The 16,780-nt window shown below is 73.2% G+C and carries 16 protein-coding genes; 6 read left to right on the top strand and 10 right to left on the bottom strand.

What is annotated here, in order from left to right:
* The first annotated feature begins 31 nt into the window (after nt 1-31).
* Nucleotides 32-346, top strand: coding sequence for a DUF2516 family protein (locus tag CLV63_RS06775; RefSeq protein WP_245928620.1), 315 nt, complete (start codon nt 32-34; stop codon nt 344-346).
* A gap of 6 nt (nt 347-352) precedes the next feature.
* Here the strand turns inward: CLV63_RS06775 and CLV63_RS06770 are convergent, their stop codons facing one another.
* Nucleotides 353-1,366 carry a neutral zinc metallopeptidase gene (locus CLV63_RS06770; protein WP_394339748.1) on the bottom strand — a complete coding sequence of 338 codons (1,014 nt, stop codon included), beginning with the start codon at nt 1,364-1,366 and terminating at the stop codon, nt 353-355.
* An 86-nt stretch (nt 1,367-1,452) separates the two neighbouring features.
* On the bottom strand, nt 1,453-2,430 hold the full coding sequence (locus tag CLV63_RS06765) for a neutral zinc metallopeptidase (protein WP_106582115.1): 978 nt from the start codon (nt 2,428-2,430) through the stop codon (nt 1,453-1,455).
* Nucleotides 2,431-2,575: 145 nt separating this feature from the next.
* Between CLV63_RS06765 and CLV63_RS06760 the strand changes: the two genes are divergently transcribed.
* Both CLV63_RS06760 and dtd read left to right on the top strand, forming a co-directional pair.
* The gene (locus CLV63_RS06760; RefSeq protein ID WP_170134160.1) at nt 2,576-4,501 is read left to right on the top strand and encodes a DUF2207 family protein; all 1,926 of its coding nucleotides are present in this window, start codon (nt 2,576-2,578) and stop codon (nt 4,499-4,501) included.
* Between the two features lie 37 nt (nt 4,502-4,538).
* Nucleotides 4,539-4,991 (top strand): D-aminoacyl-tRNA deacylase, encoded by a 453-nt coding sequence (gene dtd / locus CLV63_RS06755; RefSeq protein WP_106582006.1) that lies wholly within the window; start codon nt 4,539-4,541, stop codon nt 4,989-4,991.
* Here the strand turns inward: dtd and CLV63_RS06750 are convergent.
* Both CLV63_RS06750 and CLV63_RS06745 read right to left on the bottom strand, forming a co-directional pair.
* Entirely contained in the window at nt 4,985-5,347 is a 363-nt protein-coding gene (locus CLV63_RS06750) for a DsrE family protein (protein ID WP_106582005.1), read from the bottom strand. The genes dtd and CLV63_RS06750 overlap by 7 nt on opposite strands.
* Before the next feature lie 79 nt (nt 5,348-5,426).
* Complete coding sequence (locus tag CLV63_RS06745) at nt 5,427-6,188, bottom strand: hypothetical protein (RefSeq protein WP_106582004.1); 762 nt, start codon at nt 6,186-6,188, stop codon at nt 5,427-5,429.
* Nucleotides 6,189-6,536: 348 nt separating this feature from the next.
* Here CLV63_RS06745 and CLV63_RS06740 point away from each other — a divergent pair, with 348 nt between their 5' ends.
* Nucleotides 6,537-7,088, top strand: coding sequence for a nitrobindin family protein (locus CLV63_RS06740; RefSeq protein ID WP_106582003.1), 552 nt, complete (start codon nt 6,537-6,539; stop codon nt 7,086-7,088).
* Nucleotides 7,089-7,409: 321 nt separating this feature from the next.
* Nucleotides 7,410-8,453 (top strand): CAF17-like 4Fe-4S cluster assembly/insertion protein YgfZ, encoded by a 1,044-nt coding sequence (gene ygfZ / locus CLV63_RS06735; RefSeq protein ID WP_106582002.1) that lies wholly within the window; start codon nt 7,410-7,412, stop codon nt 8,451-8,453.
* Nucleotides 8,454-8,468: 15 nt separating this feature from the next.
* Here ygfZ and CLV63_RS06730 read toward each other — a convergent pair whose 3' ends face one another.
* From CLV63_RS06730 to CLV63_RS06715, 4 genes are all read right to left on the bottom strand, one after another.
* A complete protein-coding gene (locus tag CLV63_RS06730) occupies nt 8,469-9,647 on the bottom strand; it encodes an NAD(P)/FAD-dependent oxidoreductase (RefSeq protein ID WP_106582001.1) in 1,179 nt (392 codons plus the stop codon).
* Nucleotides 9,648-9,687: 40 nt separating this feature from the next.
* Nucleotides 9,688-11,121 carry a sodium:solute symporter family protein gene (locus CLV63_RS06725; RefSeq protein ID WP_106582000.1) on the bottom strand — a complete coding sequence of 478 codons (1,434 nt, stop codon included), beginning with the start codon at nt 11,119-11,121 and terminating at the stop codon, nt 9,688-9,690.
* Between the two features lie 121 nt (nt 11,122-11,242).
* Nucleotides 11,243-12,391: an N-methyl-L-tryptophan oxidase gene (gene solA / locus CLV63_RS06720; RefSeq protein WP_106581999.1), complete on the bottom strand. Its 1,149-nt coding sequence runs from the start codon at nt 12,389-12,391 to the stop codon at nt 11,243-11,245.
* Nucleotides 12,392-12,409: 18 nt separating this feature from the next.
* Nucleotides 12,410-13,144, bottom strand: a complete 735-nt coding sequence (locus CLV63_RS06715; protein WP_106581998.1) for a GntR family transcriptional regulator — start codon at nt 13,142-13,144, stop codon at nt 12,410-12,412.
* A 297-nt stretch (nt 13,145-13,441) separates the two neighbouring features.
* Between CLV63_RS06715 and CLV63_RS06710 the strand changes: the two genes are divergently transcribed.
* Complete coding sequence (locus tag CLV63_RS06710) at nt 13,442-14,728, top strand: MFS transporter (RefSeq protein ID WP_106581997.1); 1,287 nt, start codon at nt 13,442-13,444, stop codon at nt 14,726-14,728.
* A gap of 62 nt (nt 14,729-14,790) precedes the next feature.
* Here the strand turns inward: CLV63_RS06710 and CLV63_RS06705 are convergent, their stop codons facing one another.
* Both CLV63_RS06705 and CLV63_RS06700 read right to left on the bottom strand, forming a co-directional pair.
* Nucleotides 14,791-15,501, bottom strand: a complete 711-nt coding sequence (locus CLV63_RS06705) for a type 1 glutamine amidotransferase (RefSeq protein ID WP_106581996.1) — start codon at nt 15,499-15,501, stop codon at nt 14,791-14,793.
* A gap of 11 nt (nt 15,502-15,512) precedes the next feature.
* Nucleotides 15,513-16,769: a MurT ligase domain-containing protein gene (locus tag CLV63_RS06700; RefSeq protein WP_106581995.1), complete on the bottom strand. Its 1,257-nt coding sequence runs from the start codon at nt 16,767-16,769 to the stop codon at nt 15,513-15,515.
* Nucleotides 16,770-16,780 lie beyond the last annotated feature (11 nt).

The following is a 16,780-nucleotide window of genomic DNA, read 5'->3' as shown; positions in this document are numbered from 1 at the left end:
CGGCGCCGCACGAGAGGGCAGGGTACGTGTCATGGAGGCATTGATGTTCTTCGACCTGCTCTGGAAGGGCATCTACCTGGTCATCTTCGTGGTGAACCTGTATGCCCTGGTCGAGGCGGTCCGCACGCCGTCGCAGGCGTTCCCCCTCATGGACAAGCAGACCAAGGGCCTCTGGGTGGGCCTGCTGGGTGTGGGGACCGTCCTGGCGCTGAGCGCCGTCATGGGCTCCTTCGCGCTCCTCGTCCTGCTGTCGCTCGCGGCGTCGCTGATCTTCATGCTCGACGTCCGCCCCGCTGTGCGCGGTGTCAGCGGCAACCGCAACGAAGGCCCCTACGGCCCCTGGTAGCCCGCGCTACTGCACGAGGTCGTCCGCCGCGCTCCAGGTGTTGCACACCCCCGGGTCCTGCTTCGCGATCCCGTGGTCCATCCACCGCACGCTGTTGTCGGCCGAGCCGTGGGTGCGCTCGTCGTCGGAGCTGCCCTCGCGGTCGGCCGTCGCCGCCGCGTCGTCGAGGACGTTCGCCCGCTCGGCGTCGCCGAGCGGGAAGCTGACCCGGACCGCTCCGAGGAACGCCCCCGCCATGCAGTTGGCCTGGAGCTCGCTCTTGCGGGTCCAGGAGTTCTGCACGCTGCGGTCGGCCTCGTTGCGCCGCTGCTCGTGGTAGTAGTCGAGCAGCCCCGATTCGCCCTGCACGTGGTGGGAGTACTCGTGCGCGAGCAGCGACGCGTACACGGCGGGGTCCTCGACCCCGTTCCACTTGCGCACGACGTCGCTGGTGCCGATGTAGATGCTCTTGCTGGCACGGCAGTAGAACGCTCCCGCGCTCGACGGGTAGTCGCGGCACGGGCTCGTCCCCGGCACCTCCCAGAACACCCGCTGCGGCGGGTCGTAGGGGATCCCGGCCCGCGCGAACTGGGTCGCCCAGGTGTGGTCCAGGCAGTCGGCGACGGTGTCGAGCAGCGCCTTCATCGACGCGGACTCCGTGACGTCGAGGTCGGGCGCCGGGCACGGGAGCGGGGCGAGCCGCCCGGTGGCGTAGAGCGGGTTGTCGACGAGGGCGTCCTCCCCGGTTGGCCTGCCGGTTCCCCCGCCCGACGGCGCGCCGCCGCCGGGCAGGCCCCGGTGCCCGTCCTCGGCGAAGGACCCCGGCGAGGCGGTCCCGCCCGTCGCCTTCGCCGAGGACGGGCCGCCGCCCCACTGCACGAGCGCGGCGCCCGGGCCGCTCACCGACCACACGAGGACCGCCAGCGACACGGCGAGGACCACGAGCGAGGTGAGGAGGGCGGCGCGTCCGGACCGCAGGGACGCGTCGCGGCGGGCGGCGCGCTCGCGCCGCCCGCCGTCGCCACCGTGTCCTGCCGCCACCGGCGCCCCCTGCCGCCCTCAGCCGGCCCGGACGCCGGGCGCCGCACGGCCGACCGGGGACATGCGGCCGTGGCGCGGGATCGACATCACTCGACCAGTTCCTCCCCTGCCTGCCAGGTGTTGCACGCCGCGGGGTCGCGGCGGTCCATTCCGTGCTTCGTCCACAGTTCGGCGTTGCCGGGTGTGCCGTGCTCGCGGCCCGTGGTGTCGCGGTCGCTGCGGCGCCCGGCGTCTTCGAGGATATTCGCCCGCTCGCGGCCGCCGATGGGGAAGCTCTTGCGCGCGGCCCCGAGGAACGCCCCGCTCAGGCAGTTCGCCTGGAGTTCACTGCGGCGGGTCAGGTTGTCGCGCCCTTCGCCGTCGGCCGCGTCGCCGCGGGCCTTGCGGAAGCCGTCGAGGATGCCCGCCTCGGACTGCACGTGGTGGCCGTACTCGTGGCCGAGGAGGAAGGTGTACGCCTCGGGGTGCTCCACACCGTCGCTCGACGCGACGATGTCCTCGACGCCGAGGTAGAGGCCCTTGTTCGACGGGCAGTAGAACGCGGCCGAGCCGTTGGCGGGGTACTCGCCGCACGGGCTGTTGCCGGACCTGGTCCAGTAGACGCGGGTGGGCGCGCTGTAGGCGAGGTCGCGCTGCTCGAACTCGGTCTGCCACGCGGTGTCGAGGCAGTCGGTCATGCGGTGCAGGTAGCGCTCCATCGACGCGGAGTCCTCGGCGTCGAGCTTCGGGGCGGGGCACTCGGCTTCGGCGAGCTCTCCGGCGGAGTACAGCGGGCTCTGGCCGAGCGCGTCGGGGCCGCCTTCGCCGGTGCCTTCGTCGGGGGTGCCGGCGGCCTGCGGCGGGCGGAGGGTCAGCGGGTCGGCGCCCGACGCGTGCGCCCTGTCGCCGTCGAAAAGGGCCGCGACACCGAGGAACGCCGCGAATCCCAGCGCGCCGAGGCCGACGACGAGCACGCTCATGACGCCGAGGCCGAGCCGCTGCCGGGGCTTCTGCGCGTACGGCGGGAGCCGGCGGCCGCCGCGCCGCCCGTACGTGCGCACCGCACCGTGTCCCCGCTCCGGCATACCCGCCTGCCACCCCGCTTCCCGATGCCCGATATTCGGCCCAACCTCTCGATTATGGCGGTTGCCGGCGCGCGGCGCTCCTCCCCGCCGCCGATCCGTGATCAGGACGTACTCGGCGCGCAGTGAACAGATAGGCTCATTCGCCATGTGGACGGTTCGATCGGCGCGCCGTGCCGCCGGCGCGGTCATCGCCGCCGCGGCGCTCGTGGCAGGCCCCGCCGCCCTCGCGGCGGCCCAGGACGGCCCTTCGGGGGCCGGCTCGGGCGGCTCCGGCGGGGCCGTCACCAACGACGTCACCCTCGACCTCGACCGCGGCGGCGTCATGAGCGCCGAGGAGTCGCTCTTCTTCGGCGGGGAGCCGCCCGAGGAGTTCACCCGCACCTTCGTCGTGCGCACGGCCTACGACTCCGACCACGAGCGCCGCTACGCGGTGTCCGGTGTCAGCGCCGAGGACGGCGACGGCAAGCCCGTCGAAGTCGACGTCGACACCACCGGGAACACCCTGACCATGCGGTTCGCCCCTGCCGAACAGGTCACGCTGCGCTATGACGTGCGCGGCGGGGTCGACCGCGTCGGCCAGCGGCAGGAACTGGAGTGGGCGGCGGTGGGCGGGTACAGCGCCCCCGTCGAGACGACCACCGTGCAGGTCGACGCCGGCGCCCCACCGGTGGCACTGGCGTGCGCCGCCGGCGACCCCCGCAGCTCCATCTACTGCACGTCCTCGGACATGGGCGGGCACGAGGCGGTGGTGGCGCGGTTCACCCAGGCGCGGCTGGAACCGGGGCAGCAGCTGAGCATCGTGGTCGGCTACCCGGCCGGCACGATGAACAGCGAGGCGATCCTCGACCGGGTGTGGTCGGTGAACTCGGCGTTCGCCATCACCCCTGCGACGACGACCGTGTTCGGGCTGGTGCTGGTCGTCCTGGTCGGCGGGCTCGTCGCGCTGATCCGAGTGCGCAGCCGCGACGAGCGCGCGCTGCGCGCCGAGGCCGCCAACGGCGAGGCCCCGCCCCTCCGGCGGGCGGGCCGCGGCCGTATGCGCTTCCACCCGCCCGACAACGTCCACCCCGGCCAGATCGGCACGCTCATCGACGAGCAGGCCGACGTCGTCGACATCACCGCGACGGTGGTCGACCTCGCCGTGCGCGGCCACCTGGAGATCCGGGAGCTGTCCCACCGCCAGTTCAGCGCCGTCGACTGGGAGCTGACCGCCACGGGCGGGCCCGCGGGAGCCGAGGGCGGCGGGGGCGGCGGGGACACCGAGGGTCCCGAGGGCGCAGAGCACACCGGAGGCGTCGAGGACACGGGCACCGGGGACGCCGACGACCCCGACGATCCCGAAGGCGGCAGGGACGACGGGGACACCGAGGAGCCGCCCGACGAGCTGCTGGAGTACGAGCGGCTGCTGCTCACCGCGCTGTTCCGCGACGGCGGCTCCGTGCGCGTCTCGCAGCTCAACGGCGCCGGCGACACCGAGGGCAGCGAGCGGGCGCAGCGGTTCACCGAGGAGCTCGCCGCCGTCCGCGACGAGATGTACCGCGACATGGTCCGCCTCAAGTGGTTCGCGCGCAGCCCCAACCTCGAACGCAACCGGTGGACCGGGACGGGCATCACCATCACGCTCGCCGGGGTGGCGCTCACGGCGCTGCTCGCGGTGTTCACACACGCGGCGTTCACCGGCCTCGCGGTGATCATCGCGGGGGCGGCGGTGACGGTCGGCGCGCAGTACATGCCGGCGAAGACGAAGCTGGGCAGCGCCGTGTACGCGCACACCCTGGGCTTCAGCCGGTTCCTGCACAGCGCCGCGGCAGAGGACATCCCCGTGGACGAGGGCCGGCGAGTCGAGCTGTTCTCGCGGTACCTGCCCTACGCGATCATCTTCGACAACGTCGACCACTGGGCGCGTGCGCTGGCCCGGGCCGGCGCCGAGGAGCTCGACCGCGACGACCTTCCCTGGTACCACGGCCCCGAGGAGTGGCGGATCAGCGACTTCGCCGATTCGATCACGATGTTCAGCCTCACCCTGTCCGGCATCATCTCCAACAGCCGCCAGTTCAAGACCCTCAAGTAGCGGGGCCCGCGGCACACGGGAAAGGAGGCCCCTGCCGATGCGTTCGGTCGTGCAGCGGGTGGCGCGCGCCTCGGTGACGGTGGCCGGCGAGGTCACCGGCGCCATCGAGGGGCCGGGGCTGCTCGCCCTGGTCGGGGTCACCCACACCGACACCGCCGCCGAGGCTGCGGCCATGGCGCGCAAGCTGTGGACGCTGCGCCTGCTGCCCGGCGAGCTGTCGTGCTCCGACATCGGCGCGCCGCTGCTCGTCGTGAGCCAGTTCACCCTCTACGGCGACGCGCGCAAAGGGCGCCGTCCCACGTGGCAGGCTGCCGCCCCGGGTCCGGTCGCAGAGCCGCTGGTGGACGCCGTTGTGGCGGAGCTGCGCGCGCTCGGCGCGACGGTCGGCACCGGTGTGTTCGGCGCCGAGATGGCGGTCGAGCTGACCAACGAGGGTCCGTTCACCGTCATCGTGGAGGTCGACAACCGCGCCGCGGCGGCGGCTCAGTAGACGAGCGCCTGCACTCCGGGCTGGGTGACCTCCTCGACGAACGACGGCGCGCCCGCGATGCGGACGCCGTCGACCAGGGCGTCCTCGGTGAGGTCGCGCCGGGCCGCGCACTGGGTGCACACGGTGACCGTGCCGCCGGCGAGGACCCCGGCGAGGAGGTCGTCGAGCGGGGCCGCGTGCGGCAGCGTGAACGCCGCCGCGCGGCCGGGGACGGCGAGCCATGAGGCCTCGCCGGTCAGCCACAGTGAGACGCGCACCCCGCTGGCGACCGCGGTCGCGGCGACCGTGAACGCCTGGTTGCACCGTTCAGGGGAGTCCTCGCCCGCTGTGGCCTTGATCACCAGTACCCGATCCATGCGGGTCAGCGTAGCGGCTGCGCGGGATCGGAGCCGCACGGGACCAGAGAGCAGGGAGCAGGGGGCAGCGGCGCAGGGGTCAGAGGAGCAGCAGTGTGGCGCCGGAGCCGGCGGACGCGATGGCGGCGGCGCCGAGCATCAGCGCGGTGGCGGGTGTCGGGCGCTCGCCGGTCTCGGCGGCCCCGCCCACCTCGATGCGCAGCCGGGCGTCGGGCGGCGCGACGAGGACGGGCCGCCCCTCGCGCATCGCGACCTGGCCGTGGACGACGACCCGCTCGCCGGAGCGGATGATCCACTCGCGGTACTCGAACTCGATGGTCTCGCCGCGGAAGACACCCGAGATGCGGCCCTTGACCCGCGCCAGCAGGTCGTCGGCCTGCGCCGCGACGCCGCGCTGCGGGCGCCCCACGATCCGTTGCAGGCACATGTCGACCTTGACGAACTCGGCGTCCTCGGGGTCGACCAGGAGGAGCCGGGCGGGGTCGCGCTCGGCTCGTCCGGGGCCCGCCAGGGCGAACAGGTCGGTGGAGCCGTAGTCGGCGATGGAGTCGCAGCCCCGTTCACCGTCGCCGCCGCGTCCGGGCGCCACCTGCCGGAAGTGCCGGAGGACCTCGTGCGCGTGCCACACGCAGGGGGCGCCGGCCAGCCGCGACTCGATGGCGCCGCCGGGTCCCGGCAGCACCTCGCCGTACAGGCTGACCTGCCGGCCGGCCCGGGTGGCGATCGCCTTCGGCCGGAGTTCGGCGAGGTGGCTGCGGAGCGTCCATCGGCGCCCCGCGACCAGTGCGGCCGCGAGCAGGAGCGCCGCGCCGAGTAGGAGGGCCGTCCCGATTGCCAGCATCGCAGGCCGCCTCTTTTCCGTCCGTACCCTGCCGCCGGATCGGACCGCGGGTGTGTCGGTGTTCTCCCCCGGGCGGCGGCGTTCGTCGTCCTCTCTACCAGGTTCGCAGGACACCGGGTGCCGTCGAGTACGGAAGAGGGGCGCGGGACGCGGTGATCCGCCGCACTTCCGGCCGTGTCCCGGCGGGTCCGCTGCCCTGGCTCCAGTCGTACCGGGCGCGGACGTCCGCCCCGTGAATCACGGATGGATAACGCCGGATGCCCGGCGGGCGCTCTGGTGCCGTGCGGCGCCCGGCGGTGCGGGCGCGGTGGTCGGCGCACCGCCCGCCCGCGGCTAGTCTCGATGACTATGCAGCCTGAGCTTCATCCTGATCTGGAGAAACTGTCGTTCCTGATCGGCCGCTGGGAAGGGGTCGGCGTCGCCGGGTATCCGGAGGTGCCGGAGTTCCAGTTCGGCCAGGAGGTCGAGTTCACGCCCGATGTCGGGCCCTGCCTGAGCTACCGCAGCAGGGTCTGGCGCCTCACCGAGGACGGCGCGCTGGGCGAGTACGTCGCCTCGGAGTCCGGGTACTGGCGCATGCGCCCCGAGGGCGGCGCCGACAGCGGGTCGCCCGAGGTCCCCGCCGTGCACATCGAAGCGCTGTTCGTGCACCCCGAGGGCTACAACGAGGTGTACCTGGGGAACGTGTTCGCGAACCGGGTGGAGCTGACCACCGACGCCGTGCTGCACACGGAGACCGGGTTGGAGGCCACCGCGGGGCACCGGCTCTACGGGCTGTTCGGCGACAACCGCGAGACCCTGGGCTACGCGTGGGACCTCGCCGCGAACGGCCACAAGCTCCAGTCGTTCATGTCGGCCCAGTTGAAGCGGGTGGAGAAGCGGGTGGAGAACGCGGAGTAGCCGCGGGCATGGGCAGACCCCCGGGCGTGCTCTCCGCCGGGTGGCGGAGGACCGGCGGACAAGTCCGGTCGCCCGAGGGCCTGGGTGTCCAGATGTGGATTCGCCAGAGCGACTCCGCAATCAGCATCGCGCCCTAGCGGACGGACACCTCGCAAGTCCGATGAGAAATCACTGTTCGGACCACCTCCTTTCCTGCTGTCTGCGACGCTACGCGCTGTGCGACGGCAGGGGCAAATGTTTTTCCGCCGCCCTTTTCCCGCCCCCCGCCGGACCCCCCGGGCGGCCGCGGCGCGGGCGGGCGCGCCGCATAGGCTCAGGGGTATGAACTCTCCGCTGCTGACCCTGTCCGGCGCGGTCGCCGCTGAGGAGCCCGACTCCGATGTCGCCGCGCACTACGGCGCGCCCGCCCAGGAGGGGCGCGCCATGGAGCGCGGCGCCGCCTGGACCGACCGGAGCAACCGCGGCGTCGTCCGGGTCACCGGCCCCGACCGGTTGAGCTGGCTGCACAGCATGACCAGCCAGCACCTGACCGGGCTGAGCCCGGCCGAGGGCGTGACCGAGTCGCTGGTCATGGACGCCAACGGGCGTGTCCAGCACCACATGTCGATCGTCGACGACGGCGCCGCGCTGTGGGCGCACACCGAGCCGGGCACGGGCGCCGAGCTCGCGCGGTTCCTCGACTCCATGCGGTTCATGATGCGCGTCGAGGTCGACGACCTGAGCGGGCGCTACGCGGTGCTCACCCTCAGCGGCCCCGACCGCGGGAGCGGCACAGCGGCGCTGCGCGCGGCCGGCCTCCTCGGCGACGCACCCGTCCGCGACGACGCCGCCAACGCCGAGACCGACCTGCTGCTGCCGGCCGACTCCCTCGGCGCCGCGGCCGACACCCTCACCGGCGCCGGTGTGGTCCCGGCGGGGCTGTGGGCCTACGAGGCGGCCCGCATCGCCGCGCACCGCCCCCGCCTGGGCCTCGACACCGACCCCCGCGCCATCCCGCACGAGATGGGCTGGGTGGGGCCCGCGGTGCACCTCGACAAGGGCTGCTACCCCGGCCAGGAGGTCGTCGCGCGGATCCACAACGTGGGCCGCCCGCCGCGCCGCCTGGTCATGCTGCACCTCGACGGCACGGCCGAGCGGCTGCCCGCGCGCGGGGCCGCGCTGGAGTCCGGGGGCCGCACGGTGGGCTTCGCCGGCTCCTCCGCCCGGCACCACGAACTCGGCCCCATCGGGCTCGGCCTGGTCAAGCGGAACACCCCGGTCGACGCGGAGTTCACGGTCAACGGGATCGCCGCCGCGCAGGAGGTCGTCGTCAGCCCCGACACCGGCGCCAACGCGCAGATCGACATGCGGCGGCGGCCGCGCTGACCCGCACCGCGGCGGTCACTGCTCGCCCGGCAGCCGCGCCTGCGCCAGCCGCGTGCCGGGGCGCCGCCCGGGCGTGAACCGGGTGGGCCGGAAGTCGGCGAGGAGTCCGGCGGGGCTGCCGCCGAGCACCTCGGCCGCGACCATCGGCGCGAGCGCCGGGGCGAGTGTGATCCCGCTGTGCGTGGCGACCGTGTAGAGGGTGCGCCGGTCGTCGGTGAACCCGCACACGGTGAGGCCGTCCGCGGGCAGCGCCCGCTGTCCCACGCGCACCTGCTCGATCTCGGCGTACTCGCCGCCCACGACGGTCTCGGCGAGGCGGTCGCGCAGTGTCCGCGCGACCGGTGAACCGGGTCCGGGCTGCTGGGCCGCGCCGGGGTCGGCCGCGGGGTCGAGGTCCAGCCCTTGGAGTACCAGCCGCCCGTTGCCGTCGGGGCGGACGTTCAGCGTCGACGTGGTGAGGACGCGGTTCAGCCGCACGGGCGCCGGGGCGGTGTAGGCGAGGTAGCCCACTGTCGCGCCGCCCGCGGCGTCGGGGTCGGCCATGGGCACGTGCACGCCGGCGTCCGCGAGCAGCGGCTCGGTCCAGCGGCCGACCGCGGTGACGACCGCGTCGGCGGCCAACTCCGTGCCGTCGGCGAGGGTGATCCGGGCCCCGTCGGCGCCGGCGTCGATGGCGCGCACCTCGGCGGGTGCGCGCAGCTCCGCGCCGCCGGCGATCGCGTCGGTGAGGAGGCGGCCGAGGAACTCCCCCGGCAGCACGTAGCCCTCGTCGGCGAACAGCACTGCGGACTCCACCCCCGCGGGGATCCGCACGCCCGGTTCGAGCGCGCGGGCCTGGTCGGCGGTCAGCCGCTCGACGGTGCCGCCCTGCTCCTCGACCGCCGCCGCCGCTGCGGTGAGCGCCGTGGCGTGGGCGGGGTCTGCGGCCCATTCGAGGTTGCCGGTGGGCACGAACCAGCGCGGCCCCTCCGTCAGGTCGTTGTGCAGCGCGTGGTGGGCAAGGAGCCCGGCCCGGTTCAGCGCCTGGTAGGACGCCGGGCGCTTGAGGTGGGCGTTGATCCACGCGAACGAGGTCGCGCTGGTCCCCGCCCCGGGGTGCCGCCGTTCGAGGACGGTGACCCGGGCGCCCTCCCGCACCAGTTCGCGTGCGATCGCGAGGCCCACGGCCCCTGCTCCGATGACGGCGATGTGCACGGTCGTTCCCTTTCGCTCGGTTGCGGTTGCGGGTGTGCGGTCAGGCGGACGGGACCGGGGCGCCGCCCCGCCCGGACATCCTGCCGATGGCGATGGCGGCGAGCATGCACCCCAGGGAGGCGGCGATGCCGTACACCGCGTAGGGCACGGTCGTCCCGGCGATCTGGGCCACCGCGCTCCCGATGACGCCGCCGCCCATCGCGGCGAGCGCGATCAACGGTGTCAGGCGGACCCGGGAGCGCAGGGCGAACCCGACGAAGAGGGGCACCGCCAGGGACGCCGCGGAGTAGGCGTAGGTCGCCACGAGCCAGTCGAGCGCGGTGGGGAAGGTGATGGCGAGGACCGCCGCCGCTGCGGTGACCGCCACGGTGAGGAGCTTGGACATCCGCACCAGTTCCCGCTCCGGCCGCACCCCGCCGCGGACCTGCTGGTAGAGGTCGCGCACCAGGTTGGTGACCACCGAGTGCAGCGCGCTGGAGGTCGTGGAGACGATGGTCGCCACGAGGAACGCGGCGAACACCGCCGCGACCCACACCGGGAGCTGGGTGATGTACCAGCCGGCGGCCTGCTCGCGCTCCGCAACGGAGAAGTCGGCGCCCATCGCGCGGATGACCAGTCCGAGGACGCCGGCGTACACCCCGGCGATGAGGGTCATGAACGCGCTGATGACGAGGCTCTTGCGGACCATGGCGACGTTCTTCGTCGCGAACACGCGCTGGTAGTACAGCTGGTTGGTGAGGGTGCCAGGGATGATCGCAAAGGCCCACAGGACCATCGTCTCCCACCCCACGAGCGTGACCGAGCCGGGCGACCACAGCCGTTCGGGGACCGAGGCGGTGATCCCGCCCCACCCGCCGACCATGTACAGCGCGTAGCCGACGATGAAGAGGGTGATGATCAGCATGAAGACGCCGAAGATGTAGTCCGACCAGGCGACGGAGAGCAGGCCGCCGGGCAGGACGAACAGCAGCGAGGCGACCGCCATCACCGCGATGAGCACCGGTATCGAGATGCCGGTGATCTGCGCGAAGAGCTGCGCGAACGCGACGAACTGGGTCGCCAGCCAGCCGAACGGCACCACGATGGAGCACAGGGCCGCGATGACGACGACCCGCTTGTCCAGGCCGAAGAGCCGGCTGATGACCTGCGGCACCGTGTCGAACTTCTGCTCGCGCAGCCAGTTGGCGAGCACGACGAGCAGCAGCAGGCCCACCATGCAGGCGACCTCGTACGCCATGACGGACCAGCCCCACGCGTAGCCGATGCCGACGTGGGCGACCAGCACGCCGCCGCCGGAGGCGGTGGCGAACTGGCTGAAGACGACGACACGGAGCGGCAGGCTGCGGCCGCCGACGATCCAGTCGTCGGAGGTCTTGGCGCGGCGGCCCACGTAGAAGGCGATGGCGGCGCCGGCCGCCAGCACGACCAGCGCGGAGCCGATGATCATTGTGAGCGTTAAGGGGTTGTCAGTCATGTTCTGGTCCCGGTTTTCGGGCATGCCGGGGGCGCGGCATGGCGGGCGGGTGCGCGAGCGGGGAGGGGGCGGGGCAGGGTCCGGCCCCCGCGCGCCTTGAGCGGGGTGGCGCGGCCGCCGGTCAGAGCCTGCGCGCGGGGTCGAGCCGGGAGATGTCGTGCCGGGTGGCGCCGTCGACGACCAGGTCGGCGAGCGCGTCGCCGAACAGCGGCGAGAGTTTGAAGCCGTGCCCGGAGAACCCCGCAGCGGCATAGAGGCCGGGCGACCCCGGCAGCGCGCCGAGCACCGCGTGGCCGTCGGGGGTGAAGGCGTCGGCGTAGGCGGCGATGCGGACGGGGTCGGGGTGCAGCGCGGGCAGGTGGTCCCGGACGATGGCGCGGGTGGCGGCGAGGAGCTCGGGTGTCGAGCTGCGCGCGAGGCCGTCGGGCGAGCCGACGTCCGGCCGGGGCGCGCTGTGCGTGCTGACCTTGACCGAGACCCCGTCCATGACGGGGAAGCACGAGTACGCGGGGTCGCCCACGCGGATCACGACGGGATTGTGCTCGGGGGTGAGCGCGCCGGGGTCGCGAGCGGGGAACCAGTGCAGCGTGATCTGGCGCGCCACCAGCCCGAACCCGGCCAGCATCGCGTGGGCCGGGCCCTCGGCCGCGCCCCACGCGCCGGGGGCGAGCACCACGGCGTCGACGTCGTGGGCCGTGTCGCCGGTGCTGACCATCCAGCCGCCGCCGCGGGGCTCGATGCGGGTGACGGGCGTGTACCCGGCGATGGCGGCGCCCAGTTCGGCGGCGCGGCGGGCGGCGGCGATCAGTGCGAGGTCGGGGCGGATCACCCCGGCCGCCGGGTCGAGGAAGGCGGTCTCGCCGGTGCGCAGCGGGTGCTGCGGATACCGGTCGGCCGCTGCGACGGGCCCGAGGACCTCGTGGTCGAGGCCGTGCTCCTCGGCCCCCGCGCGGAGCTCGCGCATGGCGGGGTCGTCGGGGGCGCCGATGGTCATCGCGCCGCACATCCGCAGCAGCGAGGTGCCGGTCTCCTGTTCGAGCCGGCGCCACAGCCCGGCCGCGCTGCGCAGCGCGGGGATGTAGCCGCGTCCCTCCATGTAGGCGGTGCGGAAGATGCGGGACTCGCCGCCCGCCGCGCCGCGGTCGTGTCCCGGCGCGAAGTGGTCGAAGGCGAGGACCTGCGCACCGCGTGCGGCCAGCCGCCAGGCCGCCATCGTGCCGATGGTGCCGGCGCCGACGATCGCCACGCGGGGCGGGTGTTGGGTGGGCAAGGGCCGATCTCCTCGCTGCTAGTCCGAGGGGTGTGCGCCCTCGGAGAGTGACTGCTCGATGTAGAACGGGCTGGCGCCGGGCAGCAGCAGGGATTCGAAGGTCTCCGCCGCGCGCCCGTCGGTCAGCCAGAGGTGCCTCCTGAGGTGGAACACCGGCGTACCGGGCGGTTTCCGCAGGGCATCGGCTTCCTCGCCGGTGAGCACGCGGGGTTCGACGTACATGCGGGACCGGTGGACGGGCACGCCGGTCCGCCGGAGGTAGGCGATCGTCGTGAGGTCCTCCAGCGGCTCGTCCAGCAGGCGCGGGGCGAGCGCGAAGGGGATCACGGCGAGTTCGGTGGCGATGGGGTGTTCGGCGGTGTCGAGCTTGGTGCGCCGCAGCTGCACCACGGGGGCGTCGTCGTCGACGCCGGGGGCCGCCAGGCGGGCGGCCGCGTCGCGCGCGGGGATCACCCGCGCGTCGGACACGATGTGCCGTCCCTCGATCTCGGGGCCCGCGTTCAGCGGGTTGGCGAGACCGAGCAGGTTGCGTTCCGGGACCGCCTGCGCGACGAAGGAGCCTTTGCGCCGGTAGCGGACCACGAGTCCCTGCTGGACGAGTTGCTGCACCGCCCTCTGCACGGTCACGCGGCTCACACCGTAGCTGCGGCCCAGTTCCGCCTCTGTGGGGACCCGGGTGCCGGGGGGCCATTCCCCCGAGGAGATCTTCGCCTCCAGATCGCTCCGGATGCGGTCGTAGAGTGCGAGCTCCATATTTGAGTTAACCAATCTAGTATTTGATAAGTCAATAGTGTGCGCCGATGAACACGGTTGGTCGCCTGAACAAAATTTCAACCAATTATTGTGCGGCCGGTCCTATGCCGGGCCGATCCGGCGCACCTACGGTCCCCGTAACGCCCTGACATGCGGTGGCGGCGCCTCCTCGGCGCCACCCGCCCCCTGGACCGCGCCCGGGGAGGCGCCACCACCGCGGGACCGCCCCCTCGCGGCACGCCCCGCGGACCCCCGCCGCCCCGCCCCCACTCCCTCCCCCGCGAACAGGAGGCCCGCATGAGTGCGGCCGCACCGACCTCTCGCCGCCCCCAGGCGCGCGTCATCACGGCAAGTGTCACCGGCAGCGCCATCGAGTGGTTCGACTTCTTCCTCTACGGCACCGCCGCGGGGCTCGTCTTCGACACCCTGTTCTTCCCCGCCAGCGACCCCGTCGTGTCGCTGATGCTGTCCTACCTGTCGTTCTCCCTGACCTTCTTCGTGCGCCCGTTCGGCGGGCTGATCTTCTCCCACATCGGCGACCGCATCGGGCGCAAGCGGACGCTCGTCATCACCCTGTCGCTGATGGGCGGCGCGACGGTGCTGATCGGGCTGCTGCCCACCTACGCCCAGATCGGCGTCTGGGCGCCCATCCTGCTGATCCTCATGCGGCTGATCCAGGGCCTGGGCATCGGCGGCGAATGGGGCGGGGCGCTGCTGCTCGCCTACGAGTACGCGCCGCGCGAACGCCGCGGCCTGTTCGGCAGCGTGCCGCAGATGGGCGTCACCATCGGCATGCTCCTGGCGAGCCTCTCGCTGACCGTCATGGGGCTGCTCTCCGCCGACCAGTTCACGACCTGGGGCTGGCGGGTGCCGTTCATCGCCAGCATCGTCCTGGTCCTCGTGGGCCTGTGGATCCGGTCGGGCATCGACGAGACCCCGGCGTTCCGCGCGGCGCAGGAGTCCGGCACCGTCTCGAAGCTGCCGATCATCGACACCTTCCGGCTGCACTGGCGCTCCGTGCTCGTCGCGATCGGCGCCAAGGTCGTCGAGACCGCGCCGTTCTACATCTTCGGGACGTTCGTCGTCAGCTACGCGACGGGCACCCTCGACTTCTCCGACACCACGGTGCTCAACGCCGTCACGGTCGGCGCGGTCGCCGCGACGGCCATGATCCCGCTCATGGGCCTGCTCTCCGACCGCTTCGGCCGGGTGCCGGTCTACCAGACGGGCGCCGTCCTGATCGGCCTGTTCGCCGTGCCGTACTTCGTGCTGCTGAACCTGGGCACCACCTGGGCGCTGTTCGGCGCGACGGTCATCGCGCTGGGCGTCTGCTGGCCACCGGTGACCGCCACGCTCGGCACGCTGAGCTCGGAGATCTTCACCACCAAGGTGCGCTACACCGGCGTGACCCTCGGGTACCAGGTGGGCGCGGCGCTGGCCGGCGGCACGGCGCCGCTCATCGGCACCTGGCTGATGGGCGCGTTCCACGACTCGTGGCTGCCGCTCGCGGTCTACCTCATGGGCACCGCCGCGGTCTCCATCACCGCCGTGGCGCTGTCGCGCCGGCTGCACGTCGCCGACTGACAACGGCCGGGGCCGGTGCGCGCCGCAGTGGCGCGCACCGGCCCCGGCCGTGATGCGGGTGCCTACAGGGCCGCCGCCAGGCGCTCCTCGTGCAGGGTCTCGCCCCAGGACGGCGGCAGCGGCGGGATCTCGCCGACCCGCCAGCGCAGCAGCAGGTCGGCGAGTGCCGGGTTGCGCGGCAGCGCCGGGCCGTGCAGGTAGGTGCCGAGGACCTGCCCCTGGTAGGCGCCCTCGGTGTGGTCGTCGTTGCCGATGCCCTTGACGGTGGTCGACAGCGGCGTGGCCTGCGCGCCGATGGCGGTGCGGCCCTGGTGGTTCTCGAAGCCGGTGATGCGGCCGACACCGAGGGACGGGTCGACGTCGGCGACGATCTCGCCGACCGCGCGGGTCGCGCCGCGCCCGCTGCGGATGTCGATGATGCCGACGCCCGGCAGCGGCTTGTCGTCGTCGTCGCCGTAGGTCTCGCCGATGATCTGGTACCCGGCGCACACCGAGAAGACGCACGCGCCCCGCGCGGCCGCGCGCTTCAGGCCGCCGTCGGCGATGAGGCGCTCGGCCGCGAGGATCTGTGGGCGGTCCTCGCCGCCGCCGAGCAGGTAGATGTCGCCCTCGACGGGGACGGAGTCGCTGGAGTGGACGTGCACGATCTCGGTCGGGATGCCCCGCTGCTCGGCGCGGCGCCGCAGGATCAGGACGTTGCCCTGGTCGCCATAGGTGCTGAGCAGGTCGGGGTAGATCCAGACGATGCGCAGCCTGCTGCTGGTGTCGCTCATGACGGTGGCTCCTACTGCACGCGGCCGTAGGCCGTGCGGATCTGCTGGAAGGCGGTGTAGTTGGCGATGACGTCGACCTTGGCGGCGTCGGGGCGCTCGGACTTCAGCTTGGCGACCACGGCGTCGACCCGGTCGGCGGTCTCGAAGGCGACGTCGTCGGTCTCCAGCCGCAGCGCGAGGTCGGTGCGGCGCTCGCCCATGACGAACACCCTGCGGCCGCGCAGCACGGTGTAGTCGACGTCCCACAGCCAGGAGGTGTCCTTGCCGTCGGGGATCTGGGCGTTCACGGACAGGATCACCGGCACCGGGGCGGGGTCGAGGACGGCGAAGGACTCCAGCCAGCCGGCCGGGTTCTTCGACAGCAGCAGCCGCACCTCGACGCCCTGCGTGTGGACCGAGGTGTAGCGGCCGGCGACGGAGGTGATCTCGCGCAGCCGCGGCAGCGCGACCTCGGGGGTGATGCCGTACGCCGCGGCGGTGGCCAGGGCGATGGCGGCGTTGGCGCGGTTGGCGTCGCCGGGGAGGTTCAGCGCCAGGGTCATGGCCGCGCCGCCGGGGCCGGTGACGGTGTCGCGGGCGTTGTCGACCGCCCAGACGGTCTCGGGGCGGCGGAGCCCGCACTCGGGGCACTCCCAGTACGGGTCGGGCTCGCGCTTGAGGTGCCCGCCGCACTCGGGGCAGCACCAGGAGTCCTCCTTCCAGCGCTGCCCGGCCGACACCCAGGTGGCGTTGCGGGCGCCCAGGCCCGCCCACGCGACCAGCGGGTCGTCGGCGTTGGCGATGACGTGGGTCTCGCTCAACTGGAGCGCTTCGCGCCACTTCTTCGCGAGCAGGTTGATCTCGGAGGCGCGGTCCATCTGGTCGCGGCTGAGGTTCATCAGCACCACGACGGCGGGCCGGGTGTCGCGCAGGACGCCCGGCAGGTACTTCTCGTCGACCTCCAGCACGCCCACGGTCGCCTCGGGGTTGGCGCCGAGCGCCGTGATGTGCCCGGTGGGCATGTTCGCGCCGTGCTCGTTGGTCGCGATGTCGCCGAACTCGCGCAGCGCCGAGGCGATGAGGCGGGTGGTGGTGGTCTTGCCGTTGGTGGCGCTCACCAGCGCGAGACGCTTGCCGCGCGCCAGCTTGGTGAGCAGCTCGGGCTCGACCTTGAGCGCGATCTTGCCGCCGATGACCGACCCGTCGCCGCGCCCGGTGGCGCGTGACAGCGACGCCGCACCCTTGCCGAGGGCCGCGGCGAACTGGGCACGCAGAGGAAGTTCGCTCATGATCTCTCCAC

It is taken from the genome of Murinocardiopsis flavida, assembly GCF_003014485.1.
GTDB lineage: Bacteria > Actinomycetota > Actinomycetes > Streptosporangiales > Streptosporangiaceae > Murinocardiopsis > Murinocardiopsis flavida.
This window is presented reverse-complemented; position numbering and strand designations above follow the sequence as displayed.